The 25,460-nt window shown below is 65.6% G+C and carries 22 protein-coding genes; 12 read left to right on the forward strand and 10 right to left on the reverse strand.

Annotated features, from left to right (window positions below; translation table 11 throughout):
• Positions 1–66 precede the first annotated feature (66 nt).
• Together J2X06_RS12705 and J2X06_RS12710 are read right to left on the reverse strand one after the other, a co-directional pair.
• Positions 67–3,021, reverse strand: a complete 2,955-nt coding sequence (locus tag J2X06_RS12705; protein WP_310062967.1) for a TonB-dependent receptor — start codon at positions 3,019–3,021, stop codon at positions 67–69.
• Between the two features lie 47 nt (positions 3,022–3,068).
• Positions 3,069–4,472: a transglutaminase-like domain-containing protein gene (locus tag J2X06_RS12710; RefSeq protein WP_310063630.1), complete on the reverse strand. Its 1,404-nt coding sequence runs from the start codon at positions 4,470–4,472 to the stop codon at positions 3,069–3,071.
• 258 nt (positions 4,473–4,730) lie between these two features.
• Between J2X06_RS12710 and J2X06_RS12715 the strand changes: the two genes are divergently transcribed.
• The 6 genes from J2X06_RS12715 to J2X06_RS12740 are packed head-to-tail and all read left to right on the forward strand — an operon-like array spanning position 4,731 to position 11,416.
• Positions 4,731–5,885: a DUF819 domain-containing protein gene (locus J2X06_RS12715; protein ID WP_310062969.1), complete on the forward strand. Its 1,155-nt coding sequence runs from the start codon at positions 4,731–4,733 to the stop codon at positions 5,883–5,885.
• A 3-nt stretch (positions 5,886–5,888) separates the two neighbouring features.
• Positions 5,889–7,283: an SH3 domain-containing protein gene (locus J2X06_RS12720; RefSeq protein ID WP_310062970.1), complete on the forward strand. Its 1,395-nt coding sequence runs from the start codon at positions 5,889–5,891 to the stop codon at positions 7,281–7,283.
• A 43-nt stretch (positions 7,284–7,326) separates the two neighbouring features.
• The gene (locus J2X06_RS12725; protein ID WP_310062972.1) at positions 7,327–8,424 is read left to right on the forward strand and encodes a dipeptide epimerase; all 1,098 of its coding nucleotides are present in this window, start codon (positions 7,327–7,329) and stop codon (positions 8,422–8,424) included.
• 16 nt (positions 8,425–8,440) lie between these two features.
• Positions 8,441–9,289: a MurR/RpiR family transcriptional regulator gene (locus J2X06_RS12730; protein WP_310062974.1), complete on the forward strand. Its 849-nt coding sequence runs from the start codon at positions 8,441–8,443 to the stop codon at positions 9,287–9,289.
• An 18-nt stretch (positions 9,290–9,307) separates the two neighbouring features.
• Positions 9,308–10,099, forward strand: a complete 792-nt coding sequence (locus tag J2X06_RS12735) for a L,D-transpeptidase family protein (protein ID WP_310062975.1) — start codon at positions 9,308–9,310, stop codon at positions 10,097–10,099.
• A gap of 36 nt (positions 10,100–10,135) precedes the next feature.
• Positions 10,136–11,416, forward strand: coding sequence for a dicarboxylate/amino acid:cation symporter (locus J2X06_RS12740; RefSeq protein ID WP_310062977.1), 1,281 nt, complete (start codon positions 10,136–10,138; stop codon positions 11,414–11,416).
• A gap of 128 nt (positions 11,417–11,544) precedes the next feature.
• Here J2X06_RS12740 and J2X06_RS12745 read toward each other — a convergent pair whose 3' ends face one another.
• Both J2X06_RS12745 and J2X06_RS12750 read right to left on the reverse strand, forming a co-directional pair.
• A complete protein-coding gene (locus tag J2X06_RS12745; protein ID WP_310062979.1) occupies positions 11,545–11,715 on the reverse strand; it encodes a hypothetical protein in 171 nt (56 codons plus the stop codon).
• Positions 11,716–11,950: 235 nt separating this feature from the next.
• Complete coding sequence (locus tag J2X06_RS12750) at positions 11,951–12,685, reverse strand: N-acetylmuramoyl-L-alanine amidase (protein WP_310062981.1); 735 nt, start codon at positions 12,683–12,685, stop codon at positions 11,951–11,953.
• A gap of 227 nt (positions 12,686–12,912) precedes the next feature.
• Here J2X06_RS12750 and J2X06_RS12755 point away from each other — a divergent pair, with 227 nt between their 5' ends.
• Positions 12,913–14,304, forward strand: coding sequence for a short-chain fatty acid transporter (locus J2X06_RS12755; RefSeq protein WP_310063632.1), 1,392 nt, complete (start codon positions 12,913–12,915; stop codon positions 14,302–14,304).
• Positions 14,305–14,349: 45 nt separating this feature from the next.
• On the opposite strand, the gene J2X06_RS12760 is transcribed toward J2X06_RS12755, so the two are convergent.
• The 3 genes from J2X06_RS12760 to J2X06_RS12770 all read right to left on the reverse strand — a co-directional run bounded on the left by J2X06_RS12760 (position 14,350) and on the right by J2X06_RS12770 (position 16,904).
• A complete protein-coding gene (locus tag J2X06_RS12760; protein ID WP_310062983.1) occupies positions 14,350–14,856 on the reverse strand; it encodes a DUF1993 domain-containing protein in 507 nt (168 codons plus the stop codon).
• A 113-nt stretch (positions 14,857–14,969) separates the two neighbouring features.
• Complete coding sequence (gene gnd / locus J2X06_RS12765; protein WP_310062985.1) at positions 14,970–15,878, reverse strand: phosphogluconate dehydrogenase (NAD(+)-dependent, decarboxylating); 909 nt, start codon at positions 15,876–15,878, stop codon at positions 14,970–14,972.
• A gap of 72 nt (positions 15,879–15,950) precedes the next feature.
• A complete protein-coding gene (locus J2X06_RS12770; protein ID WP_310062987.1) occupies positions 15,951–16,904 on the reverse strand; it encodes an NmrA/HSCARG family protein in 954 nt (317 codons plus the stop codon).
• 344 nt (positions 16,905–17,248) lie between these two features.
• Here J2X06_RS12770 and J2X06_RS12775 point away from each other — a divergent pair, with 344 nt between their 5' ends.
• A complete protein-coding gene (locus J2X06_RS12775) occupies positions 17,249–18,232 on the forward strand; it encodes a hypothetical protein (RefSeq protein WP_310062989.1) in 984 nt (327 codons plus the stop codon).
• Between the two features lie 774 nt (positions 18,233–19,006).
• Here J2X06_RS12775 and J2X06_RS12780 read toward each other — a convergent pair.
• Entirely contained in the window at positions 19,007–19,678 is a 672-nt protein-coding gene (locus tag J2X06_RS12780; RefSeq protein WP_310062991.1) for a protocatechuate 3,4-dioxygenase, read from the reverse strand.
• 343 nt (positions 19,679–20,021) lie between these two features.
• Between J2X06_RS12780 and J2X06_RS12785 the strand changes: the two genes are divergently transcribed.
• From J2X06_RS12785 to J2X06_RS12800, 4 genes are all read left to right on the forward strand, one after another.
• Positions 20,022–20,816 carry a class I SAM-dependent methyltransferase gene (locus tag J2X06_RS12785; RefSeq protein WP_310062993.1) on the forward strand — a complete coding sequence of 265 codons (795 nt, stop codon included), beginning with the start codon at positions 20,022–20,024 and terminating at the stop codon, positions 20,814–20,816.
• Between the two features lie 224 nt (positions 20,817–21,040).
• Entirely contained in the window at positions 21,041–21,163 is a 123-nt protein-coding gene (locus J2X06_RS12790; RefSeq protein ID WP_310062995.1) for a hypothetical protein, read from the forward strand.
• 125 nt (positions 21,164–21,288) lie between these two features.
• The gene (locus J2X06_RS12795) at positions 21,289–21,921 is read left to right on the forward strand and encodes a DUF1326 domain-containing protein (protein ID WP_310062997.1); all 633 of its coding nucleotides are present in this window, start codon (positions 21,289–21,291) and stop codon (positions 21,919–21,921) included.
• A gap of 8 nt (positions 21,922–21,929) precedes the next feature.
• Positions 21,930–22,754, forward strand: a complete 825-nt coding sequence (locus tag J2X06_RS12800; protein ID WP_310062999.1) for a DUF2182 domain-containing protein — start codon at positions 21,930–21,932, stop codon at positions 22,752–22,754.
• A gap of 30 nt (positions 22,755–22,784) precedes the next feature.
• Here J2X06_RS12800 and J2X06_RS12805 read toward each other — a convergent pair whose 3' ends face one another.
• Together J2X06_RS12805 and J2X06_RS12810 are read right to left on the reverse strand one after the other, a co-directional pair.
• A complete protein-coding gene (locus J2X06_RS12805) occupies positions 22,785–23,999 on the reverse strand; it encodes a hypothetical protein (RefSeq protein ID WP_310063000.1) in 1,215 nt (404 codons plus the stop codon).
• Positions 23,974–25,395 (reverse strand): MBOAT family O-acyltransferase, encoded by a 1,422-nt coding sequence (locus tag J2X06_RS12810; RefSeq protein WP_310063001.1) that lies wholly within the window; start codon positions 25,393–25,395, stop codon positions 23,974–23,976. Before J2X06_RS12810 ends, J2X06_RS12805 begins: the two co-directional genes overlap by 26 nt.
• Positions 25,396–25,460 lie beyond the last annotated feature (65 nt).

The raw sequence follows: 25,460 nt of genomic DNA on the forward strand, positions 1-25,460 counted from the left end.
GGAATGCCGCTCCGAATTCCGCCCCAAAAAAATGGGCGACCCGCTCGCACGGGTCGCCCGAGGGGGTTAGTAGTTGATGGACAGGATGAACTGCGCGTAGCGCGGCGCCTGGTAGCCGGTGCCCTGGAAGAAGAATGGGTTCGGCGTACCGATGCCGTCCTGCTCCTCGCGGGTCTCGTTGACTTCGGTCACCGTCTGCTCGTTGGTGATGTTGTATATCGCGAACTTGGCATTCATCTTGACCCTGCCGAAATCCCGGTTGTACGCGATGCTCGCCCCCAGCGAGTATGCCCACGGCAGTCGGTCATAGGCGCCACGCGGCGACAGGCGATAGATGCGCTCGGACGGCTCGAATTCCTCGGTGCAGTTGAACTCGCAGATGTAGTGGCTGAGGAACTCGGTCGAGTCGATCGGATTTCCGGCACCGAATTCGCTGACCGGGCGGCCCGACTGCGCGTCCAGCGTGCCGCCCAGCAGCCAATTATCGGCGAGCGCATAGGAGGCGCGGAACTTGAACTGATGACGGTGGTCATTGGGCAGGTAGCCGTAGCCGTCCAGGTTCACAAACGGATTGTCGAACGCCTCGGTACGGCCGGAGTCGGCGAAGTCGGTATCCGAGTTGACCGGGCCTTCGGCATTGCCCTTGCTGTAGGACAGCGTGTAGGACGCGTTGAACGCCCACTTGTCGTCCCACGCACGGTCGAGCACGAACTCGAGCGCGCGATAGGTGCGCTTGGCTTGGCCCCAGCCGCGCTGACCGACCAGGTCGCCGTCGTCGTTGTACAGCGCCCAACCCTGGCTGGAGGTGTCGATCGTGACCATTGCGTCGTTGTCGCCGTCGCAGTCGGGGTCGGTGTCCGTGAAGAACGTCAGGTCCTTGCCCGGATTGGCCATGACGAACGTGTCGACTTCACAGAATCCATTGTAGGTAATCTCCATGTCGTCGATGGCGTCGTGCAACTTGCGATAGATGCCGCGCACGCCCCACGACCATGTCTCGCCCAGCATCTGCTGGAAGCCGAGGATGTACTCGTCCTGGTACACCGGATCCATGTCCTGGTCGACTTCGCCGGTCAGGTCGCCGACGGTGCCGTCGCCCTGCGAGTCGTCAACCGTGCCAATCTCCTGGCCGAGTATCGGATCGGGATAGGTGATGCCGGTGGACGGATTGGTGAACGTGCCGAAACCCTGGAAGACGAAGAACCGGCGTGCGTCGAGGAACGGGCCGGCCTGCTTGATGTTGATGACGTTGGCCACGGGCAGGTAATAGCGCCCCGCGTTACCGAAGATCTTGGCGCGACCGTCGCCGTTGAAGTCCCACGAGAATCCGAAGCGCGGGGCGATCATGTCGTCCATTTCGATGTAGCTGCGCCCTTCGGCATCCTTGTTGTCGAACGCCTCCCAGCGCAGACCGAGGTTCAGCACCAGGTTGGGTGTGACCGACCAGTTGTCCTCGACGTAGTAAGCCTCGTTCTCCGTTTCGAAGGTGCCGTTGTTGGCCACTTGGCGGGTGCGAACGTAGGCAGTGGCGGTGGGATCCGGAACGATGACGCCGTTCACCCGGCGGCTGGCGGGAATGTTGCTGACCTCGTAGCGCAATCCGTTGCCCGGATAGACGCTGGAGTAGTCTGACGTGTTGTTCTCATGGTCCGCGCCGAAGCGCAGCAGGTGTTCGCCCAGCGACCATTCAAAGTCGATGCGTGCCGCTTCGCGCGTGTCGGTGCGGTCGATCACCGCGGTGTTGCTGGTGCAACCGATGAAGTCCGCGCTGACACGGCGGTCCTGGACGAGGTTGCACGCGGCATCGTTGAGGCTGTTGACCGAGGCGTTGCGTTCGTTCTCACCGTACAGCACCTTCATCGACAAGGCGTCGGTGAGGTAGCCGGTATAGGTCAGCGCCCAGTTGTCGCCGCCATTCTTGTTGAACGTCCGATTGTCGCGTTCGCCGCGATCGCCCGTGGTGTGATCGAAAGGATAGCTGTCCTGGGTGGTGTCGTTCTTGTCGGAAAACGCCAGAAGTTCGAGCAGGTTGCTGTCGTTGATCTGCCAATCGAGCTTTGCGCCCCAGAAGTCGTTGTTGCCGTCGGTTTTGAAGAACCGCGTGCCGCCGTCGTTGGTGTTCTGGCCATCGAGGTCGCGTTTCTCGTAGATGCCGAAGAAGAATAATCGGTCCTTGATGATCGGACCCGACGCCCAGACGGCGTAGTTGTTTTCCTCGGTTTCGTCGTAGCGCGAGATCAGGCCGGTATGGTCTTTCGCCTCGGACTGCATCAGGCCGTCGAATACCAGATCCGCACCGGCATGGAACTCATTGGAGCCCGAGCGGGTGACCGCATTGATCACGCCGCCGGTGGTGCGGCCGAACTCGACCGAGTAGCCGCCGGTCTTGATCTGGAATTCCTGCAGGAACGAGAACGGCAGCGAGGAAAAGCCGACACGGTTGTAGAAGTCGGTGACGTTGAGGCCGTTGATGTAGACCGAGTTTTCCGCGACCGACGAGCCACCGAACGAGATCCCGCCGAACTCGCCGCGATTGACGCCGGGCGCCAGCGTGGCGACATCGGTGATGTCGCGCTGCACCGGCAGCCGCGCCACTTCCTGCCGGGTGATGTTGGTCGCCGACTCGGTCGAAGTGACGTCGATCGGACTGATCACCCGACTGCCCAGCACCTGTACGGCCGCCAGGTCGGTCGCGCTTGCGACCGTGAGATTGGTCGCGTTGCCCAGACTGATGGTCACCGTGCGCGCCTCACCGACTGCGGCACCGTCGCTGCTGACCGCGACGTTGTAGTTGCCCACCGGCAGGAACGGGAAGCGGTAGTTGCCCTGCTCATCCGCGGTGACCGTGCGGGTGAAGCCGGTGTCCGGGCTGGTCACGGTCACCTGCGCGCCGGGAGTCGTGCGCCCGACCAGCGAACCATCGTTATTGGCGGCGTGTGCGCTCTGCAGGGAGAGCGCCGATGACAGGCACATTCCCAAAGCGATACACAGCGCGGACTTGCGCAACCCCTTACCGTTCATGTCCCCTCCCCTCGTTGTGAGCCTCAACCGTCTCCGGCCGCGGCGAATCATGGCAAGACTTTTGCTTCGAACCTGTAATCCCATTGATCGAAGTAGAGGTTCCCCCCGGACCACTCCACTTCGCCGCGTTGCGAATCCACGGTTTCCGACCGGAAATGACGCTTGGCCGGCACCAGCTCGGTGCCGTAGTCGTCGTTGAAGGCAATGCGATAGGCGTCGAGTCCGCCCAGGTAGAACCACTCGATGCCCGGATCCTTCGCGTCCTTGAACTGCCCGGTGGTGACGTCCATCGGCACCCAGCCGTAGGGCGCCAGGTACAGCCAGCCCCAGTCGTGCAGGTTGTCGTAGTCGCCGTCGGAATAGACCATGCCCGACTGCCAGCGCGCCGGGATTCCGTTGAGGCGCAGCAGCGTCATCAGCAGCAGCGTCTGCTGTCCGCAGTCGGCATGGCCGGCGTGCAGCGCGTAGTCGCTGATGTTGGACAGCGTGGAGTACTCGCGCGCGCCGGCCCACGGTGTGCGGTCGACGGCGGCGTAGAGCTTCCGCGCGATGCGATAGGGATTGGTCTCGTCACCCACCACCTCGCGCGAGAACCGGCGCATGTCGTCGGTGAAGACGATGTGCGGCGGTCGCTCGCCCAGGTACGGAGCGAGATCCGGGCGATTGCCGACCGCGACGACCTTGTCCGGGTCGATGCGATGGACCTGTCCGAACACCGTCAACTCGTAGGTGATCGAGAACTCGGTCGGCTGGCCGGCCTGCGCGGGCTTCTCCAGATAGACGGTGCGCTGCATCGTCGATTCCGGCGCGATCGTGTGGCGGGCCGGCTGGCTGGCGACGAAAGCGATGCCTTCCTGCTGGTCCGGCAGCGCGCGCGGGTACGGGATCCAAGCCCGGACGGTCTCGCCTGCGGGCACGGCGTCGGCATTGACGATGATCGACTGCGTGACCCGCACGCGCCGCGGCGCGACGCTGGTCTTGCCGGTGTCGCGCGCCTGCCGCAGCGCCTCGTCGTGATAGGCGTTGGCCTGCTCCATCGGCCCGTCGTTGCGCACCACGGGCTTGGGCAGGCGCGCCGCCGCCTGCGGACTGAGCCGGAACAGGTTGGAGATCGAGCGGTTGAAGTAGTACGGCTGGCCGTCGATGACCACGTGTTCGAGCTGATCGGCCTGCTTCCACGCGTCGAATTCGTCGTCGCGCAGGTCCGGGATGCGCTCGCGCAGCTTGCGCTTGGCTTCGGCTTCGGTGAGCGGGAAGTCCAAGCGGATGCGACGCATGCGCTCGCGCTGGAACTCCAGGGCGGTGAGCGTATCGACACCGGTGTCAGCCGCAGCTATCGCGGCATCGATCTGCTGCTGCGCGGCACGGAAATCGCCGGCATCGACCAGTGCGATCACGCGGGTTGGCAGCCCGGCCTCGGGCGAATCCGCGACGCCAGCGGTGCTCACCATCAGCAGTACTGCGCACAGCCCGGCACGCGCACCCACACGCCAGCCTCGACCGGGACGGATGGCCGGTTCTTGCGGTCGAGATTCGAGCGGAAGAATAGAAACGTCCACGTGCAGCCGAGCACCTGAGGACCCCAGTAACGGCTGTGTAACATGGCTGGAAGGGATGGTCAATAATTTATTCTTGACAAAATCATATAGTGAAGTATGTATTCCTAGCGGCCGGCGGGGTCTCCCGACCGGCGCTGGCGAGGGGGAGCAATGATCCAGACGGTTTGGCCTTATCTGGCGGTGGTGCTGCTGGCGGCCGGCCTGTTTCCTTCGCTGGAGAAGCGCTATGGCTGGCGTCTGTTCTCGGTGCTCCCGCCCATCGTGCTGACCTATCTGTTCGTCACCGCATTGGCCGTGGGTGGCCTGTGGCGGACCACGCCCGACATCGAAGCCACGCAGAAGTCATTGATCGCGCAACTTCTGCCGGCGTTGCTGTTCCTGCTGATGGTCGGTTGCGACCTGCGCGCGATCCTGCGCCTGGGGCCGCGCATGCTGGCCGTGTTCGCCTGCGCGATGGGCAGCATCCTGGCCGCGATCGTGCTCGCCTACCTGATCTTCCGCCATTGGCTGCCGGCCGACGGCTGGAAGATGCTGGCCGCGTTGAGCGCCACCTGGACGGGCGGCTCGGCCAACCTGGTCGCGGTCAAACAGTCGATCGGGCTTCCCGACAACCTGCTGCCGCCGGTCCTTCTGGCCGACGCGCTGTGCTATTCGCTGTGGGTCGTGGTGCTGTTCTCGGCGGTGCGGTTCGCGCCGACCTTCAATCGCTGGACGCGCGCCGACGCGCGGCCGTTGCCCGTGGCATCGGCGCCGAACACGAGCGGAGAAGCCAGCGCAGGCGGCGTCCTGCTGTGGCTGGGCATCGCCTTGCTGGTCGGCAACGGCGCGGCGGCGCTGGCCGCGGCGCTTCCCAGCAACGGCTTTCTGACGACCACGGCGTGGACCGTGCTGATTGCCACCGTCGTCGGCCTGGTGCTGGCGCGCACGCCGCTGGCGACCTCGCCCGTGCCCTCGCCTCTGGCCAGTGCGATGCTGGCGTGCCTGGTGGCGACGCTGGCGTCGCAGAGCAATTTCGCCGGCATGGCGCAGGCGCCGCTGTTTGTGCTGGTCGGTCTGAGCGTGCTGCTGATGCACATCGCGCTGTTCCTGGTGGCCGCGCGCCTGTTCCGCTTCGACCTGTACCTGTGCGGCATCTCCTCGCTGGCGCAGATCGGCGGCGTGGCGACGGCGCCGGTGCTGGCCGCCACGTACTCCCGCGCGCTGGTGCCGGCGGCGGTGCTGCTGGCGATGCTCGGGCTGGTGCTGGGCACCGGCATCGGACTGTTCATGGCCGGCGTGTTGTCCGGTCTTTCCCCGGTGGGATGATCAATGAGACTGCTCCTTTCCCTCACCACTGCCCTGCTGTTTTCGGCCGTCGCCGCACAGCCGTCGACGGCACGCGATTGGCCAATCCCCGCGCACGGCGTCATCGGCGTCGAGGACGCACAACTCGATCCGGCTTTCTGGGTGGAGCGATTGGCCGACGCCGACCGGGTCGTGCTCGATCGCGACGCGATCGCGGCGCAGAACGCCCGCCTGCAACGACTCGACCGCAGCATGCACGACCTGGATGCGCTGCCTGCCACATTGAATCGCGAGCAGGTCGGCGGGTGGGTCAGCGGAATCTCCAGGCACCCGACCAAGCCGCTGTTCGACGAGCGCGGGCAGCCGGTGCCGGCTGCGACCATCGACGATACCGTCGCCGACGCCAACCTCGACGCGATCCCGGCGCAACAATCGACCCGCTACGGACTGGTGGTGCATCGCGCCGACCTGCGGGCATTTCCGACTCGTCTGCGCGTGTTCACCTCCAGCGACGACCACGACATCGACCGTTTCCAGGAGAGCGCGCTCTTCCCGGGCGATCCGGTCGCGATCGTGCACGAGAGTCGCGACGGCCAATGGTGGTTCGTGGTGAGCCCCCGTTACGCCGCCTGGATCGAAAAGCGCCACGTTGCGATGGGCAAGGCCGCCGACGTACTGGGCTACACGCGCAAGGCACCGTATCGCATCGTCACCGGCGCCATGGCGCACACGCTGTACACCCCGGAAGAACCAGGCGTCTCGGACCTGCAGCTCGACATGGGCGTGCGCGTGCCGGTGCTGGCGGACTGGCCGGCGGACAAGCCGGTCAACGGCCAGCATCCTTACACGTCGTACGTGATCGAACTGCCGGTACGCAACGACGACGGCAGCCTGCGCTTCGCCCCCGCGCTGCTCCCGCGTCGCGACGCCACCGCGGATCAGTACCTCACGCTGAGCAAGCGCCACGTCATCGAACAGGGCTTCCGCTTCCTCGGCGAGCGCTACGGCTGGGGCCATGGTTACAACGCCCGCGACTGCAGCGGTTTCGTGTCCGAGGTCTACCGCAGCATGGGCGTGCAACTGCCGCGCAACACCAGCGATCAGGCCGTCAGCCCGGCGCTGAACCGGCTGGCGCTCGGCGAAAAGGACAGCCGCGACCAGCGCGTGGCCATCGCCCGCGAGCTGCAGGTCGGCGACCTGGTCTACATCCCCGGCCACGTGATGATGGTCATCGGCCAGATCGACGGTGAGCCTTACGTCATCCATGACACCACGGGCCTGAGCTACCGCGGCCGCGACGGCAACATCGCCCGCGCCAGGACCAATGGCGTGACCGTTTCGCCGCTGCTGCCGCTGATGTTCAACGCCACCCAGACCTATATCGACCGCGCCACCAACATCCAGCGCATCCGACCGTGACCGACGCCTTTCCCTCGCCACTCTTTTCCCCGGCCCCTACTGCATGAAAATCACCGAAATCCGCTTCGGCATGATTCGCGTCCCGCTGAAGACGCCGTTCAAGACCGCTCTGCGCACGGTCGACACGGTCGAGGACATCGTCGTGTCGGTTCACACCGACACCGGCCATGTCGGCTACGGCGAAGCGGCCGCCACGGCGGTGATCACTGGCGATACGCACGGTTCGATCATCGAGGCGATCCGCCGGTACATCGCCCCGCGCCTGGTCGGCCAGGAGATCGCCGACCTCAACCGCATCACCCAGCTGATCCAGACAGCGCTGGAGAAGAACACCAGCGCCAAGGCCGCCGTCGAGATCGCGATCTACGACCTGTGGGGCCAGCTTTACGGCGCCCCTCTCTATCAGATGCTCGGCGGTGGAGACCCCGTGATCACCACCGACATCACCATCAGCGTCGATTACATCGACAAGATGGTGTCGGACTCGCTCAGTGCCGTGGATCGCGGCTTCGAGTCGTTGAAGATCAAGGTCGGCAAGGACATCGGCGTCGACATCGAGCGGGTCAAGGCGATCTACGCCGCGGTCGAGGGCCGCGCCCTGCTGAGGCTGGACGCCAACCAGGGCTGGACTGCCAAGCAGGCGGTCTTCGCCATCCGGCAGCTCGAAGACGCCGGCGTGCGCCTGGAGCTGGTCGAGCAGCCGGTCAAGGCCAGGGACCTCGACGGCATGAAGTACGTCACCGAACGCGTGAACACGCCGATCATGGCCGACGAGAGCGTGTTCGGTCCTACCGAGGTCATCGAGCTGATCCGCATGCGCGCGGCCGACATCATCAACATCAAGCTGATGAAGACCGGGGGCATCTCCAATGCCATCCGCATCGCCGACATCGCCGCGCTGTACGGAATCGAGTGCATGATCGGCTGCATGATCGAGACCAGCATCAGCGTCGCCGCCGCCGTCCACGTCGCCGTGGCCAAGGCCAACGTCATCACCAAGGTGGACCTGGACGGACCGTCGCTGTGTGCGTTCAACCCGGTCGATGGTGGCGTGATCTTCAACGAGTCGGAAATCTCCGTCACCGACGCCCCGGGCCTGGGCATCCGCGAGATCCGCGGCCTCGAACTGCTGCCCGGCTGAGCCGAGGGACCCAGTCATGTCGTCGTTGCTGAAAATCCGCGCCGAACGAGACCAGATGTCCGCCATCGAACGCCGCATCGCCGACTTCCTGCTCGATAACGCCCACCTGCTGCGCGACTATTCCTCGCAGCAGTTGGCCGACGCGCTCGGCATCAGCCAGTCCAGCGTGGTCAAGTTCAGCCAGAAACTCGGGTTCAAGGGCTATCCGGACCTCAAGTACTCCATCGGCCAGGCGGTCGCCCGCAGCGGCGGTGGCGACGAAGGCGTTGCCGCGGTCGCCACGGTCGACGACCCGCGCGCCCTGCTGGCCGAGCACCTGTGGCAGCTGAAGGCGCAGGCCGAGGCGGAGACACAGCTGATCAATCCCGGCGAGCGCATCGACGCCATCGCCGCACTGCTGCAGCAGGCGGGCAAGGTGTATGTCATCGGCCTGGGCGAGGACGGCATTCCGGCGCGCGCATTCGCCACGCGCCTGTCGATGCTGGGCATCGTCACCGTGCACTACGTCGATGCCGTGCTGATGCAGGCCGGCGTGTCGAGCGCGGGTCCAGGCGACGTGCTGATGGTGTTTTCCGAGCACGGCCGCCAGCCGGCGTTGTGCCAGATCAGCCGTGTGTTCCGCGAGCGTGTCGGCAAGGTGGTCACGGTGACCCGCCACACGCCCAACCCGCTGCGTGCGTATGCCGACGCGTCGCTGCTGGTGTCGGCGCACGACGAGCGCCGGCACGTCGAACCGTTGCTGTACCAGTCGGCGCTGCAACACCTGCTCGACCTGATCTTCCTGCTGCTGTGCGACACCAGCGAGGGTCGCCGCCGCCAGCTCGACCTCAATCTCGAGCGCATGCAGGATCTGTTGGATACCTGAGGTCACGACAGGACACACATGTTGCCGATTTTCAGATCCATCTGGCGCAAAGCCCTGCCACTGTCTGCCGTGTTGGCCCTGGCCTCGTGCGCGTCGGGGCCGCCGCCTTCGCCGGTCGCCGCGTGGAGCAACGCCGGGCAGCTGGTGCTCGTCACCACTGCCGGCTGGAACGCGAACCAAGGCCGCTTGCGCCGCTTCGAGCGCGATGGCGACGCCTGGCGTGAGGTCGGCACCGCGGCACCGATCACCGTCGGGCGCAACGGCAGCGCCTGGGGCATCGGCCTGCACCCGGCGCAATCGGGCAGCCCGCAGGGCAATGGTCCCGAAAAGCGGGAAGGCGACGGTCGCGCGCCCGCCGGCGTGTTCGCCATCGGCACCGTGTTCGGTTATGCCGACGCCACCGCCACGGCAATGCCGTATCAGGCGATGACGGCCTCGGACTATTGCATCGACGTCAATGCATCGCCGCTGTACAACCGCATCGTCGATGCAGGCGTCGTCGGCGACGATGCCGTCAGGGATTCGACCGAGCCGATGCGTCGCGACCTGCATGCCGGAGGCGACCAGCGCTACAAGCTCGGTTTCGTGATCGATCACAACCCGCAGAACACCCCTGGCGCGGGCAGCTGCATCTTCGCGCACCTGTGGAAGGCACCCGGCGAGCCGACCGCCGGCTGCACCGCGATGGCCGAGCCGGTCATGCAGCAGCTGCTGGCGTGGCTGCGACCCGAGCGCCATCCTGTATTCGTGCTGCTGCCGTCGGCCGAGTACCAGCGCCTGCAGCGCGACTGGCGGCTTCCGGCCCCGTAAGCTCACTCCATTGCGTATTCGAGAAACCTGCCGCCCATGTCGATGACCACGCGTGTCCTGCTGGCCCTGATCGCCGGCGCTGTTGCCGGCCTGGTCCTGGTCGCGATTTCCCCCGCGACGGCCGACACGGCCGCCGCGTTCATGCAGCCGATCGGCCGGCTCTGGCTCAATGCCTTGCAGATGACCGTGGTGCCGCTGGTGGTGTCGCTGGTGGTGATCGGCGTGACCTCGGCCAATGACGCCGCGGCCTCTGGGCGCACAGCGCGCCGGGCGATGCTGGTCTTCATCGTGCTGCTCAGCGCCGGCGCCGCGTTCGCCGCCATCGCCGCCCCCGCCCTGCTGTCGCTACTGCCGCGCGATGACGCGCTGGTACAGTCGTTCCGCGCTGCTACGGCCGCGCCGCACGCGGTGACTACGCCGCCCGCACTGGCCGACTGGTTCGCCGCGGTCATCCCGAGCAACGTCATCGCTGCCGCGGCCGCCAGCGCGATGCTGCCGCTGGTGGTGTTCGCGCTGTTCTTCGGCTTCGCGCTGACACGCATCGAGCCGGCGCGACGCGACCGTCTGGTGGAGCTTTTCCAGGCCATCGCCGACGCGATGATCGTGATCGTGCGCTGGCTGCTGTGGATCGCCCCGCTGGGCGTGTTCGCGCTGATGTTCGCCGTGTGCGCCCGCGTGGGCGTGGGCATGCTCGGCGCGTTCGGCTACTACATCGTCCTGCAGTGCGCGCTGTACATCGCGGTCACGCTGATGCTGTACCTGGTCGCGCAAGCTGCCGGCACGCCGCTGAGGCGCTTCGCCGCCGGCGTGTTGCCGGCGCAGACCATCGCCGCCAGCACGCAATCCTCGCTGGCCTCGCTGCCGGCGATGGTCGAAAGTGCCCGCGTGCGATTGGGTTATCCGCTTGAGATCGCCTCGCTGGTGCTGCCAATGGCGGTTTCACTGTTCCGCATCACCAGTCCGGTGCAGTACATCGGCGTGACCGCATTCGTGGCGTGGATCTACGGCATCGACCTGGGCGCGGCCCAACTTGCCGGATGCGCGGCGCTGGCGGTGGTGATCAGCCTGGGCTCGGTCGGGCTGCCAGGACAGGTCAGCTTCATGGCCACCAACATGCCGGTGGTGCAGGCGGCCGGGCTGCCAGTGGAGCCGCTGGGCCTGCTGTTGGCGATCGATACGATTCCGGACGTGTTCGCCACGGTCGGCAATGTCACTGCCGATATCACCGCCACCGGGGTGGTGGCCGGGCGTGAGGCACGCAACGGGTCGGCGGACGACACGAATGATGAGACCTTCAGCGAAACCTCGGTTGGCTGAGGCTGCAAAGCGAAGGGCGACCGAAGCCGCCCTTCGCACCACACACTCGAAGTTCCGCCCTCTGCGGGGCGTGATGGCAACCGGTAAGGCTGCTGGTTCGCCGCGTACGATCGCTGCGGCTTGTACCGTCAGGGCGTGGCCGACGAGCCCGAATCCGCAGCAGGCGCCTCGGCATCCGCCGGCGCAGCCTGCGCCGCGGGCGCTTCTTCGGCGGCCTGCTTCTGGCTGGCGCACGCCGCCAGCGTCAACGTGCCCACCACGAGCAGCGCCAGGGTTGCGTTTCGAGCAGTGATCTTCATGCCTTCTCTCTTGTCATGTGCGCCCGTCGTTGGGCGAAACGCACACTGCCCGCCGCGCGATGAACCGCAGCACCTGCGCGACATGCGTCGTCGACGCCGCCTTAACCACATGCGCCGACAAACCCGCTAGCTGCGCCGCACGACGTGAGCCGCGTCGGATTCGAATCGCGACCGCATGCACGCTCTGCCAAATGACGCGGCTGAATGCAACACAACGAGTAACAGCACATCCGATTTACGGTGCAGTCGACAGATCCATCAATTGTTGCTGCAGGTCGTAGAGGAGATCGGCGTCGCCCGCTTCCCACTGCTCACCTTCATGTCCACGGTAGTGACGATGGAAGGCACGTGCGGCGGCGGGCCGATCACTCAGGTCGTAACCGATCAGGCGCATCGCCGACCACGGGTCGAACCCGACCGGCGCCGCAGCAGGTTGCGCGTGCGGCCACAGCCCAAAACCGGCTTCTGCCAGGCGCTGCCAGGGAAACAACACGCTCGGGTCGTTCTTGCGAATCGGCGCGATGTCGCCATGGCCGACGATGAGGTGGCGCGGTATGTCGAGCCGACGGGTGATGTCGTCCAGCAGCACCAGCAACGCCGCGATCTGCGCCTCGCTGAAGGGCGACTGGCCATCGTTGTCCAGCTCGATGCCGATCGAGGCGGAGTTGAGGTCGGCGATGCCGCCCCAGCGCGCGGCGCCCGCATGCCAGGCGCGTTCGCTTTCGGCCACCAGCTGGTAGAGATGGCCATCGTTGCCGATCAGGTAGTGCGCGCTGACGGGCCCGCCGGAATTGCGCGTCTGCAGCGTCAGCAGGGCCGCCGACGCGCTCTCCATCTCGGTGTGGTGCAGCACGATCAGCTGCGCCTTGCGCTGGTTATGGTTGGGCGAAGGTCGCCAGTCGGCCAGCGGGTTGCGTGCGGCCTGCGGCACGCTGGCGCAGGCGGCGAGCGCGCCCAGCATCGCGGCCATCGCCACGCACCTGCAGACTCCCTGCCATTTTCCGGACATCGCTCGACCTGCTGTCGCCAGTGCAGCCTGCATTCTTCCACAGCCCGAAGCGATGGCATGCCCAGGGGTGGGCCTTCCAACCTGCTCTCAGCCGGCGACAATGGCGCGGCCTTCACCCAGCCGGGACCGCCATGCCGACTCACACGCCGACGCCAGTCGCGACCACGCCCCCGTTGCGCGAGGGTTGGATGGCCCGCGCTGCGCTGCGCTGCGCCGCCTGGGCCGAACGCTGGTTTCCCGATGCCTATGTGTTCGCGGTGCTGGGCGTGATCGTCGTCGCCGTGTCGGCCCTGGCCCACGGCGCTACTGCGCAGGCGACGGTCGGCGCGTTCGGCGACGGCTTCTGGACGCTCATCCCTTTCACCATGCAGATGGTATTCGTGGTCATCGGCGGCTATGTGGTGGCCACTGCGCCGGTGGTGGCGCGGCTGATCGATGCGCTGGCCCGCTTCCCGCGCAGCGGACGCGGCGCGGTCTGCTTCGTTGCACTGGTAGGCATGCTCAGCTCGCTGGTCAGCTGGGGCTTCTCGCTGGTGTTCGCCGGCCTGCTGGTGCGCGCACTCGGGCGGCGTGATGACCTCGACATGGACTACCGCGCTGCCGGTGCCGCTGCCTATCTCGGCCTCGGCGCCGTGTGGGCGATGGGCCTGAGTTCGTCGGCCGCACAGTTGCAGGCCAATCCCGCCAGCATGCCGCCGGGACTGATCGAGATCACCGGCGTATTGCCGTTCACGCAGACGATCCTGCTGTGGCAGTCGATCGCGCTCACCGCGAGCCTGATCGTCGTTTCGCTGGCGATGTGCTGGTGGACGGCGCCGCGGGGCGCTTCGGCGCGCACCGCACGCGAGTTCATCGACACCACGCAGGTCGCGACGCCCGCGATACCGCCACGCAGCCGGCCGGGCGAATGGCTGGAATACAGCCCGGTGTTGACGATTTTGCTGTCCCTGCTCGCCTTCGGCTGGCTGGCACGCGAATTCGCCAGCAAGCCCGCCGTCAGCGCCATCGCCAGCCTCAACACCTACAACTTCCTGTTCCTCGCGTTGGGCCTGCTGCTGCATTGGCGTCCACGCAGCTTTCTCGATGCCGTGGCCCGCGCCGTGCCGGGCACTACTGGCGTGCTGATCCAGTTCCCGCTGTACGGCGGCATCGCGATGATGCTGACCGCCGCGACCGGCGACGGCGGCCAGACGCTGGCCCATCGCCTGTCCAGCGCGTTCGTGCACGTCGCATCCACCGACAGCTTCGCCGTGGTGATGGGTGCCTACTCGGCGGTGCTGGGTTTCTTCGTGCCCTCGGGCGGCGGCAAGTGGATCATCGAGGCGCCCTACGTCATGCAGGCCGCCAACGAACTCAAGGTGCACCTGGGCTGGGCGGTGCAGGTCTACAACGCCGCCGAGGCCCTGCCCAACCTGATCAACCCGTTCTGGATGCTGCCGCTGCTCGGCGTGCTGGGCCTGAAGGCGCGCGACATCGTCGGCTTCACCTTCATGCAGTTGCTGGTGCACATCCCGCTCGTGCTGGGCCTGTTGTGGCTGCTGGGCAACACCCTGACCTACCAGCCGCCGGTCATGACCTAGTCGAGCCCGCCACCTCTGCGTTCGCGCGGAGGTGGCGTCGCCCGATCACTGCAGGCCCAGGAAATCCTTCTTGCCAAGGCCCACGCCGGCCTTGCGCAAAATGGCGTAGCTGGTGGTGCAGTGGAAGAAGAAGTTCGGCAACAGGAACTCGGTGAGATAGGCCTTGCCCTGGTAGTTCAGTTCGCCAGACCCTGACCGGAAGGTGATCTTGCGGGTCTCGCTGCCGTCGATCAGCACCGGCGCGAAGGTGTTGACATAGTCGATCGCGCGATCGATGCGGGCATAGAGTTCGGCGAACGTCGTCTCGTTGTCCTCGAACTTCAACGGCTCCACCGCGGCCAGGCGCGCACTGCCGTTCTTGGCCATGTCGGTGGCGATCTGCACGTTGCGAACCAGCGGCAGCATGTCGTCGATCAGGCGCGACTCAAGCAACGCTTGCGGCGCGATGTTGACGGCCTTGGCGTGGGCCTCGCCCTTTTCCAGCACATGGCGCAGGTTCTGCAGCGAGCGGACAAACATGGGCACGGTGGCCTGGTACATCGACAGGGACATGGGGCGATTCCGACGTAGGGGGAGGAACCACGTCAGCCTAACGGCGGCATCGCGCCGCGATTAGTCCCATCCGCGGGGAAACCCTGTCCCGTATCCGGTCCAATCGCGTGACCCTACTCGCTGCGCTTGACCGCGTGTCCGCCGAACTCGTTGCGCATCGCCGCCAGCAGCTTGTCGGCGTAGGAATCGCTCTCGCGCGAACGCAGCCGCTCCAGCAACGACAGCGTGATCACCGGCGCCGACACGTCCAGGTCGATGGCTTCGGCCACGGTCCAGCGTCCTTCGCCGGAATCGGCGACGAAGGGTGCAACCCCCTCCAGGCGCGGGTTGTGCTCGATCGCATTGGCCGTGATATCGAGCAACCACGATCTCACCACGCTGCCATGTCGCCAGATCTGCGCGACCTGATGCAGGTCCAGCGCGAACTCGGACTTGCGCTGCATGATCGCGAAGCCCTCGGCGTAGGCCTGCATCATCCCGTACTCGATGCCGTTGTGGACCATCTTGGTGAAATGCCCGGCTCCGCTCGGTCCCACACGCCCCCAGCCGCTGTCGGGATCGGGCGCCAACGCGGCGAACAGCGGACGCAGGCGCTCGACCACCGCCTCGTCGCCACCGATCATCAGGCTGTAGCCCTCCTTCAGTCCCCAGATGCCGCCACTGGTACCGCAGTCGAGATAATGGATGCCATGCCCGGCCAGCATCGCGGCGCGGCGCATGGTGTCCTTGTAGTTCGAGTTGCCGCCGTCGATCAGCACGTCGCCCTCCGACAGCAGCGGCAGCAATTCGGCCAGGGTGCTGTCGACGGCTTCGCCCGCCGGCACCATCAGCCACAGCACGCGTTGCGGCAACAACTGCGCGACCAGCTCCACCAGCGATGGCGCCGTCACGATCCGCCGCGACGACGCGGCATCGCGCGCCCTTTCACCGGGGTCGAACCCGACCACGTGATGTCCGTGGCCCACCAGCCGCTCCGCCATGTTGGCGCCCATGCGGCCCAGACCGACCATGCCCAGTTCCATAGCGCTGCCTCAGTCGTTGCGTGAGGGCGCGATGTTCTCACGCGGGTCCTGAAGACGGTGCATGGACCGCGGCTAGGCTTCCAGCGGAATGCGCCCGGCGTTGTCCTGAAGCCATTGCGCGAAGGTCTGCAGGCGCGGATTGAGCACGCGCGAGATGTCGACGTCGCGCGCGGCGCAATAGGCAGCCTCGAAATCGCGCTTGTACTGGAACATGTTGCCAAGGTCTTCCGCGCCCGGGAAACCGAGGGCGCGATACTGCGCCGGCGTCACCGCCCGATAGCGCACCTCCCGGCCGAGCGATGTGGTCAGCGCCTGCGCCATTTCCGCTCCGGTCAGGTGTTCGCCGGCAATGCCGACACGCTTGCCGATGTACGCCTCGCCGGCCTGGAAAAGACCGTAGGCGGCGCGGCCGATGTCTTCGGCGGCGATACCCGGCAGCTTCGCCTCTCCCATCGGCAGCACCAGTTCCAGCACGCCGTCGCTTCCTGGCCTGGGGCCCATGCCGAAGTGGATCAGGTTGTCCCAGTAGAAGGAGGTCTTCAGCAGCGTCACAGGCAGGCGCGCCTCGAGGAAGTACACGTCGGACTCGCCTTTCGCATCGAAGTGAGGAACCTTGTACTGCTCCAGCAGCGTGGGCATGCGCTCGTCGTCCAGCGGCAAACGCAGGCGCGTGTCGTCCAGCGTCGACCAGATCACATGCTGCAATCCGGCGGCCTTGGCGGCCTCGACCATGTTGCGAGCCTGTGCTTTTTCCCGTTCGGGATCGAAATGCTCCCAGAAGTTGGTCACGAAATACGCGCCATAAGCGCCCTGCAGCGCGCGTTCCAGGCTCGCCTCGTCGTCGCTGTCGGCGGCGACCACTTCGGCGCCACGCGTCGCCAGCGCGCTGGCGTTGTCCGACTGCACATTGCGCGTGAGCGCACGCGCTGCGAATCCGCCGTTGGGATCATCGAGAATGGCCCGTACCAGGCCGCCGCCCTGCGCCCCGGTCGCACCGACCACGGCGATGACTTTCTTGTCGTTCACGCTTTGAACCCCCAGCGTCACGCCCACTGCGCGACACGAACAATCAACGTGATCGATGCAGTGTTGCGGCCAATAAAGCCCAGGAGGTGCCCGGGCGAGGGCGGAGACGAATGACCTTGGTTTCTTGTCGTGGCGCTCGTTCAGGCTCGCTCGGCCAAGCCGACGATAGACAACAGGATCACGCGCCGATCCGCGCCGCGATGAACGTGCCGACGTCGCCGCCGGGACGAAGGCCGAGCGTAAGCCGCAGCCAATCGCTCAGGATCGCCGGCGCCGTTCGGCCCTCTCGGTTCATTCACCCCGATCGAGGCTAATCTGAGGCCAGCAATCTCGGGGAGCCGATCATGCCGGGCGACGCCAAGCAGGTCCTGGGTCAGCCGATCGCCACCAACCGCGTCCTGGGCAGACGTGTGCTGATCCTGGGCCACGGCGCCATGGGCCGCGCCTTCGAGTTGCTGTTGTCGGCCCGCCATGACGTGGTGGTCTGGGATCGCGATCTGCAGACATGGGTCGAGACGCAGCCATTGGAAGACGCTGCGCAGCAACGCGACGTGGTGATCTTCGCCCTGCCCACCCAGCCCCACGACGAGCTGGCCGGACGCCTGGCCTCCTGCCTCGACGGCGATGCGCTGTGCCTGTCCATCGCGAAGGGGCTGGACCAGCACGGCCGCACGCCGGCCGAGATCTTCGACCACCATTTCGGCACGCGCATCGGTTGGGCGCTGGTGTACGGACCGATGCTGGCGCGCGAACTGCAGGCCGGGCTGGCGGGTTTCGCCATGGTCGCCACGACACAGCCGCGGGCCGGCGAGCAATTGATCGCCCTGTTCCAGGGCACGCCGCTGCATCTGGACCTGCTCGACGATCCGCACGGCGCGGCTTGGGCGGCGATCCTGAAGAACGTCTACGTTCCGCTGATCGGCGCGGCCGACGCGCTGGCGTTGGGTGACAACCTGCGAGGGTGCCTGATCACCGACATGCTGCGCGAGCTGGCTGACATCATCGAGACGATGGGCGGGCGCGCCAAGACCGCTTACACACTCGCAGGCCTGGGCGATCTGGTGGCGTCCGCCACGGGCGCGTCGTCGCACCACCGACGCATCGGCGCGGACCTGGCCGTCGGCCGCACCGACTGCCTGGCCGCGTCGGGCGCGAACATCCGTACCGAGGGCGTGCACACCCTGGCCATGGTCCGTGCACACAGGCCATTCGCGAGCGACCGGTTCCCACTGTTCCAACTCGTTTGCCAGTTCCTTGACGATCCCCCGCAACTGCGCCTTCGTCTCGACGAATACCTTGACCGCCGCTTTGCGCGGCACGCACGGTGACGTCAACGCACGATGCAGTTCACTGACTGCGGATGATTTGCATGACGCAGGGACGCCCACAATGCGCGCGCCCTCTCCGCGCGGAAGAAGAATCCCTTTGCCTTTCCGCCAGGCGGCTTCGCCCTGGATGGCGACCTGTCCGCCTGGCGGGGAGGGCTTCGTCGACCGTTGCGATTGCTAGTGAATCGATAGGGTCGCGACTGCCCTCAACTCCTCGTCGGCTATTCGTCTCACCGCACTTCCGTTTGCTTGCCGCCAGGCGGCTTCGCCTCCGGGGCGACCGATCCGCCTGGCGGGAGGGCTTCGCCAGTGAGTTACGCCATGCCCTCGACTCGTGATGAAGCTACATATCTGGTGAAACGATCCTGATTGCTTCATCGTCTGATTGCTTCATCGTGGGCGGGAGCGTACTCCGCGCGATTTCAAAGCGACGTGATAATCGACGCAACACGATGTGACGATCTTCCTCCTGTTGCCGACTATTAACTTTTTCGTTCATCGAGATCAAAGCGACGTGGGCGCACCTCAGTTGTTCGAAAGCGAACAGCGTGCGACAGCGGATGCGGTCTTTTCCGTATCGCGGCAAGAACATCGAGCAACGGTGCGAACGCGATCATCAGGCCGTTCTTGATGGTCCAGTACGGATGTCCGCTCTGAACGTCCTCGGCTGCGCCGACCCCTGAGTGGCAGCGGCCGTGCTGGCACTTGTGAAGGGGTTGTCGGCGCGCCGACCGCAAGCTGGTGCGTGTTTCGCGCGTGCTCCACAAAGGGGATTTACCCCGACATCAGGATGATGTCCCAGGCCAGATGCGTTGCGCGAGGATCCATGCCTGCGATGGCGGGCATCCGCTTGGCCATCACCAGTTCGCGTTGTGCCGGTTGAAGTGCCTGCAGCAGACCGTCGTTGGCGTTGAGCGCTTCGTCCGGGAAGAACATCTGCGTCACCACACGAGCATTGCGACCTTCTATCTCGAAGTGGATGTGCGGCGTGCGCAAGCCGGCCATCAGCGGATACGCGCCCGGCTTGATCGTCTTGAAGCGATAGCGACCCTGCGCATCGGTCGTCTGCACGCCGAACCCCTGGAAGTTCCCATCCACTGCGGTCGGCTGCCGATCATTGGGATGGTGGTAGTGCCCATGAGCATCGGCCTGCCAGATCGCGACCCTGGCGCCCGAGACCGGTTTGCCATCCAGGTCGAGGATGCGGCCGGTGAGATGCACGGTCTGACCTTGGGCGTGCTGACGTGAGCCGGACAGCGCGGTCAGATCAGCGTCCTGGTCCAACGGCTTGATTTGCGGATAGAAAGGGCCCCGCGTCATCGGCGGCGTGGACCGCTGATTGGCTGTTTTTGCTGCCAGCCCGGGCACGCGCAGCACCATGCCGCCCAGACCGAGCACCGCTTTCAGCACCTTGCGTCGCGTGATGTCCTGCTGGTTCGTACGCATGCCCGGTGCCCGGTGATCACTTCAACGGCTGCAACACGATGTTTGTGCATGACAGGTCAACTGAAAGTGAACCGCCAACGTTCCGGCGCATCCGAGACTCTTCGCGGGTGATCGGACGTCGTGCTGGTACGTTTCTGGAACCATGCCAGAAATCGTCACCCATCAGGGTGCCCCTAGGGATGACACGATTCGACCCCATCCTTGTAGTTCGCGTCCCGAATTCCGGCGCATGCGCAGCAGGTCGCTGTCGTCGCGCTTCGATGCATAGGCGGGCGTAGTCCTCCGCAACAGCCCATAACGCCTCGTTCGTACGAGGCACAAACGATGCCAAGCGGGAACTGACATGCCGATCAAGCGGTTATCCGATGCGCAATTGGCGCACTTCGACACGGAGTACGTGACGCCATTACTGTGGAGAGGCCTGACACGCCGCATTGATGCCGCCTTTCCGCACGGCGATATCCGTTTCCTTGATGTGGGTGGCGGCAGCGGTAGGTTCACCGACCGCCTGCTCGCCGCGTATCCGCAAGCTCATGGCACCATCCTCGACAACTCCCCCCTTCTGCTGGGAAAGAACACTCCCCACGCACGCAAGCGCCTGATCGAAGACTCGGCCGAGCACCTGATCCGGATCGATCGCCGCTACGACCTGGTGTTCTTCAACTGGGTATTGCACCATCTCGTCGGCGACGACTATCGCCAATCGCTGGCCCATATCGACCATGCCTTGCGCGCAGCGACGGGGCTGCTTACTTCGCGTGGCCGCATTTCGGTCTTCGAGAACATCTACGATGGGTTGATCGTAGGAAACGCTCCCAGTCGCATCATTTTCGGCTTGACTTCCGCCAAGGCGATTGCGCCACTGATCCACCGCCTTGGCGCCAATACCGCCCGAGTGGGCGTGTGTTTCCAGTCGAGGGCTGGCTGGCAACGAATACTGAGCAGCGCGGGGATCGATTCCCTCGAATACGAGTCGGACAGTCAAAAGCACATCCCCTGGACGTGGCGGGCATTCCTCCACGTCGGCGAACTGCGATGCGGCATGTTCTGGGGAACGAGCATGCTCAACGCATCGAGAGGCTTGGCGGGGCCGGCGCCGCTGCTCGCCATGGCCCGTGCCGCCCAGCGAGTTCGATGAGCTGTATCGAACTGAATGCGCGCACGCACCGCCTCCCTGAATAACGCTTCCATAAGCTGTATCGAACAAGTCTTTTACGGCCCCATACAGAGCCGGCGATTCACAATGAATGTTGCTTATCGGAAGCAGCCCGCATGGGCCGCGGTGTGACGCCGCTCCCGGTTTGGGTCGGCCGATGAGGGTTTCATCATGCCCCTCCACCGCAGTACCAGGTACCACGCACGATGAAGTCCGCAGCACCGAAGTCCGCCGTATCGAAATACTCCGACAAACTCGAACGCATCGAACGCAGCATGATGGGCGCCGCCCTGGTCGCCGCCGTGCTATGGGCCGTGATGCCAGGCTGACAGGCAAAGCCCTCCCTACACCGGAACCAGCCGCGAAGCGGCACCGCCCCCTCCGGCACCCGGGCGATTGACGGCCCCCGGCCGAGTAGTACGATCCGTGGCACGAGCCGTCCTGGAAGCGTGCCATGACTACCTGGGAAATCAAAGGGCGCGAGCTGGTCAATTGCAGCTGCGAGTACGGCTGCAACTGTCAGTTCAATGCACTGCCGGACAAGGGTCACTGCCACGCGGTCGCGGGCATCCAGATCGAACACGGCCATCACGGCGACACGCCGCTCGATGGGTTGCGGATCGCCGCGATCTTCAAATGGCCCGGCCCGATCCATGAGGGCAATGGCGAAGCCATTGCGTTCGTGGACGCCAAGGCCGACGCGAAGCAGCGCGAGGCGTTGCTGAAGATCATGACCGGGCAGGACACCGATCCGTTCGCGACCATGTTCGCCGTCTATGCGTCTACGGTGACCACGATGAACGAACCAGTGTTCACCGATATCGATCTGCAGATCGACGTCGACGCCAGGAAGGGACGCATCTTCGTCAAGAATTACATCGACACTGTCGGCACGCCGATCCTCAACAAGGTCACCGGCGCCGAATCGCGTGCGCAGATCGTGCTGCCTGAAGGCTTCGAATATTCCGTGGCCGAAATCGGCAGCGCAACGAGCCGGACCACCGGTCCACTGGAGGTGTCGCTGACCGACACCTACGGGCAGTTCGCCCGGCTGCACCTGAACAATCACGGTGTCGTTCGCGCCTGAGTCGCGCCGTGCCTGCGCTGGAACGCCTTCTCAAACGCGACGGTGCGGTCACGGCCGTCGGGTTGTTCGTGCTGTGCGCTCTCACCTGGATGTACATCGCCGCGGGCGCCGGGCTCGGCATGAGCGCGTGGGACATGACCACGATGGCGTTGCTGCCGCAACAGCACGCGGCCGGCTCGTCCGGCATGGGCGCCATGACGCCGATGAGCTGGGGAGTCCGGTACTGGCTCCTGATGATCGGCATGTGGTGGACGATGATGATCGCGATGATGACGCCCAGCGCTGCGCCGACGATCCTGCTGTACGCGCAGGTTCATCGCCACGCCGTGGCGCAGGGCGCCGGACCCGCGAGGCACGCCTCCACCGCCACGTTCGCGGCCGGCTACTTCGTGATGTGGCTGCTCTTCTCCTTCGCCGCCGCCGCATTGCAACTGGCATTACAGCGTGCCGGTATCGTTTCGGCGGCGACGATGGGCGCGCAGGTGCGTTGGGTGTCGGGCGCGGCACTGATCGTCACCGGCCTGTACCAGTTGTCTCCGTTGAAGAACGCCTGCCTGTCCCATTGCCGGGCGCCGGCGGCATTTCTATCCCGCCATTGGCGACCGGGCAGGGTCGGCGCATTGCGGCTGGGCATCCTGCACGGCGCGTACTGCATCGGCTGCTGCTGGATGTTGATGGCGCTGTTGTTCGTGGGCGGCGTGATGAATCTGGCGTGGATCGCGGCGCTGTCGCTGCTGGTGCTGGCCGAGAAGGTCCTGGCGGTGGGCCGTTGGGTGGGCCGCGCCGCCGGCGTCGTATTGATCGCGTGGGGCGCGGCGATCCTGCTGGGGTGACGCCGTCCGGTGTTCGATGCTTTCGGGAATTCAGCGCTGGTCCGCGGCCGCCGGCGTGCCGGTTCGCTGCACGAGTTCCTGTCGCTTGAACTCGCCCTCGACCAGGGGCGCCAATGCCAGGGTGAAGCGCTTCGCATCGGCGTGGCTCAGGTGCGACCACTCCGGCAGATCGTAGCCCTGCAGTTGCGGGTAATCCTCGAAGTGGATGCCCGGGGTTCCGGTTCGCTGCAGCAGCACGTCCCAGGTCGCCTCGCGTGGCAACGCCTTGCGCTCGAATGCGTAGTACGGGCCGTCGCTGGGCGGCCGCACGAACACCACGCGCACGCCACGCTGGCGCAACACGGCGATCGCCTTCGTCGCACGCTCGATCTGTTCGTCGAACACTTTGCGCGCCTTCTCGGGAGTGCTCATCGGCGGTGGCGGCGGCCCGTCGAAATGCTCGGCCCATATGCTGCGCGCCAGCGCTCGATAGGCGGGATCGACTTCGACCTTGCGCCACAGATACGTGTTGCGATCCACGTCCTGTTCGCGCAGCTTGCGCACCTGCGTGTTCTTACGAAGGCCGGGACGCCGTGGCCAGTCCTGGCGCATCAGCACAGTGGTCAGCGCGAAATCCGGATCGTAGAAAGCGAAGTACGGTTCAAGCAGCTTCTTGGACAACCAGTGACCACTGCGTTGGGACGGTCCCTGCTTCTGGTAATACGCGATCACTTCGCCGCGATAGGCGAAGCCGCTGAAGAACAGGTCCGGCGCAACGCCCACCAGCAAGCGGCCGGTGAACTCAGGGTCGCTCGCCAGGTCCTCGAGCATCGGCACCGGCGTGGTGCCCTCCATCGCAAGCTGGATGGGACGCTCGCCGGTGACGGTTTCCCATTCGGGCAACTGCACGTCGAACAGCACGCGCGAGGAACCGATCAGCACCGTCTTGCCGCCATCGCCCTGGTCGATGCGCCGCCGTTGCTCCGCCCAAGAGCCGTTGCTTGCGCGGTAACCCGGCGTCGCGCCAAACGCGCGCCAATGCCATTCCCACACGACCATCAGCAATACGAACAAGGCCAGCGCACTGAGCAGTATCCTGCCCCACGGCTGCGGCGGAATGTCGCGCTCGGGCACCGGCTGCGCGACGCCCGGGCGATCGGCGGCGGTCAGGCGCACGAAGCCCGGACGCTCGAAGCGTTCCGGCACGGTGACCCCTTCGGCAGCGGCGGCGAGCGGCAAGTCAGAACTGGAAATAGATGAAGGCATTGCCTGCTCCCTGTGCTGCCACGATCGCGAACGCCATCACGCCCAAGGCCGCCGACAGCGGAACCGGATGTCGGTCTGCGAGCATCGCCTCCAGCGTGCGGGCGCGCATCAGCCAGTGCGCCGCGACGATGCCGGCGACGATCAGCGCCACCATGGTCAGGTGCGCCGTGGACAGGATCGGCCCCGCCTCGGCATTGCCGCCGAACATTCCTTGCAGTACCGACCACGCCTGCCCGAACCCCCTGGAGCGGAAGAACACCCAGGTGATGTTCACCAGTGCATAGGTCAGCAAACCCAGGCCGAACAGCGCCAATGGTCCTGGCACGTAGCCGGCAAAGCGCGAACGAAGCGTGCGCTCGACTGCGAGATACAGGCCGTGCAATCCGCCCCACACCACGAACGTCCAGCTCGCGCCATGCCACAGGCCGCCGAGCAGCATCGTGGCCATCAACGCGAAGTAAGTACGCGCGGAACCATGGCGGTTGCCACCCAGCGGAATGTAGAGGTAATCGCGCAGCCACGCCGACAAGGTGATGTGCCAGCGCCGCCAGAAATCGGAGAAACCCACCGCCGCATACGGAAAGCGGAAGTTGTCGGGCATCGCAAAGCCCAGGCACATCGCCGCGCCGATGGCGGTCGTCGAGTAGCCGGCGAAGTCGCAGAAGATCTGTCCGCTGAAGGCCAGCGTACCCATCCATGCATCCAGCGCCCCGGGCAGCGTGCCCGGCGGCGCGTCGTACACCGCTTCCGCCGCCGGCGCGAGGAAGCCGTCGGCCAGGACGATCTTCTGGAACAGGCCCAGCACCATCAGTGCCAGACCGAAGCGCAGTTGCGCCGCCGTCGCGCGATGCGGGTGTTCGAACTGGGGCACCAGTTCGGTCGGGCGCATGATCGGGCCGGCGACCAGGTGCGGGAAGAACGTCACGAACAAGGCGTAGTCGAGGAAGTCGTTCGCCGGCTTGGAGCGGCGCAGGTACACGTCCAGCGTGTAGGACAGCGTGGCGAAGGTATAGAACGAGATGCCAACCGGCAGGACGATGTCGAGCCCGGGGGGCTGGTACACCACGCCAAGCGATTGCATCAGCGCGGCGAAGTTTTCCATCAGGAACCCGCCGTACTTGAAGTAGCCCAGCATGCCCAGGTTGACCACCACCGACAGCAGCATCCAAGCGCGGCGCGCGTGCGGATTCTCGGCGTTCACCAGCTTCTTGGCCGCCCACCAGTCCACGGCGGTGGAGATCCACAACAGCACCACGAACGGCGGATTCCACGCCGCATAGAACAGGTAGCTGGCGATGAGCAGGTTGATCTTCTTCGTGGTCCAGCCCAGCGGCAGGTTGTGCAGCACCAGCACGCACGCGAAGAAGACCGCGAAGGTCAGCGAGTTGAACACCATTGACCCAGCTCCCCCTGGGCGAGCCGTCAGGCCCTATGAAGGCCGTAACGCGGTCGGGCGGACCG

It is taken from the genome of Lysobacter niastensis, assembly GCF_031457115.1.
In the GTDB taxonomy this organism is placed as follows: domain Bacteria; phylum Pseudomonadota; class Gammaproteobacteria; order Xanthomonadales; family Xanthomonadaceae; genus Lysobacter_J; species Lysobacter_J niastensis_A.

Coding starts and splice junctions, on each gene's coding strand:
- J2X06_RS12755 (WP_310063632.1), top strand. CDS start 12,913: ATGGCCCGCGCTGCGCTGCGCTGCGCCGCCTGGGCCGAACGCTGGTTT.
- J2X06_RS12705 (WP_310062967.1), bottom strand. CDS start 3,021: ATGAACGGTAAGGGGTTGCGCAAGTCCGCGCTGTGTATCGCTTTGGGA.
- J2X06_RS12810 (WP_310063001.1), bottom strand. CDS start 25,395: ATGGTGTTCAACTCGCTGACCTTCGCGGTCTTCTTCGCGTGCGTGCTG.
- J2X06_RS12785 (WP_310062993.1), top strand. CDS start 20,022: ATGCCGATCAAGCGGTTATCCGATGCGCAATTGGCGCACTTCGACACG.
- J2X06_RS12780 (WP_310062991.1), bottom strand. CDS start 19,678: ATGCGTACGAACCAGCAGGACATCACGCGACGCAAGGTGCTGAAAGCG.
- J2X06_RS12730 (WP_310062974.1), top strand. CDS start 8,441: ATGTCGTCGTTGCTGAAAATCCGCGCCGAACGAGACCAGATGTCCGCC.
- J2X06_RS12715 (WP_310062969.1), top strand. CDS start 4,731: ATGATCCAGACGGTTTGGCCTTATCTGGCGGTGGTGCTGCTGGCGGCC.
- J2X06_RS12760 (WP_310062983.1), bottom strand. CDS start 14,856: ATGTCCCTGTCGATGTACCAGGCCACCGTGCCCATGTTTGTCCGCTCG.
- J2X06_RS12720 (WP_310062970.1), top strand. CDS start 5,889: ATGAGACTGCTCCTTTCCCTCACCACTGCCCTGCTGTTTTCGGCCGTC.
- gnd (WP_310062985.1), bottom strand. CDS start 15,878: ATGGAACTGGGCATGGTCGGTCTGGGCCGCATGGGCGCCAACATGGCG.
- J2X06_RS12735 (WP_310062975.1), top strand. CDS start 9,308: ATGTTGCCGATTTTCAGATCCATCTGGCGCAAAGCCCTGCCACTGTCT.
- J2X06_RS12795 (WP_310062997.1), top strand. CDS start 21,289: ATGACTACCTGGGAAATCAAAGGGCGCGAGCTGGTCAATTGCAGCTGC.
- J2X06_RS12750 (WP_310062981.1), bottom strand. CDS start 12,685: ATGGCCGCGATGCTGGGCGCGCTCGCCGCCTGCGCCAGCGTGCCGCAG.
- J2X06_RS12805 (WP_310063000.1), bottom strand. CDS start 23,999: ATGCCTTCATCTATTTCCAGTTCTGACTTGCCGCTCGCCGCCGCTGCC.
- J2X06_RS12790 (WP_310062995.1), top strand. CDS start 21,041: ATGAAGTCCGCAGCACCGAAGTCCGCCGTATCGAAATACTCCGACAAA.
- J2X06_RS12740 (WP_310062977.1), top strand. CDS start 10,136: ATGTCGATGACCACGCGTGTCCTGCTGGCCCTGATCGCCGGCGCTGTT.
- J2X06_RS12775 (WP_310062989.1), top strand. CDS start 17,249: ATGCCGGGCGACGCCAAGCAGGTCCTGGGTCAGCCGATCGCCACCAAC.
- J2X06_RS12745 (WP_310062979.1), bottom strand. CDS start 11,715: ATGAAGATCACTGCTCGAAACGCAACCCTGGCGCTGCTCGTGGTGGGC.
- J2X06_RS12710 (WP_310063630.1), bottom strand. CDS start 4,472: ATGGTGAGCACCGCTGGCGTCGCGGATTCGCCCGAGGCCGGGCTGCCA.
- J2X06_RS12725 (WP_310062972.1), top strand. CDS start 7,327: ATGAAAATCACCGAAATCCGCTTCGGCATGATTCGCGTCCCGCTGAAG.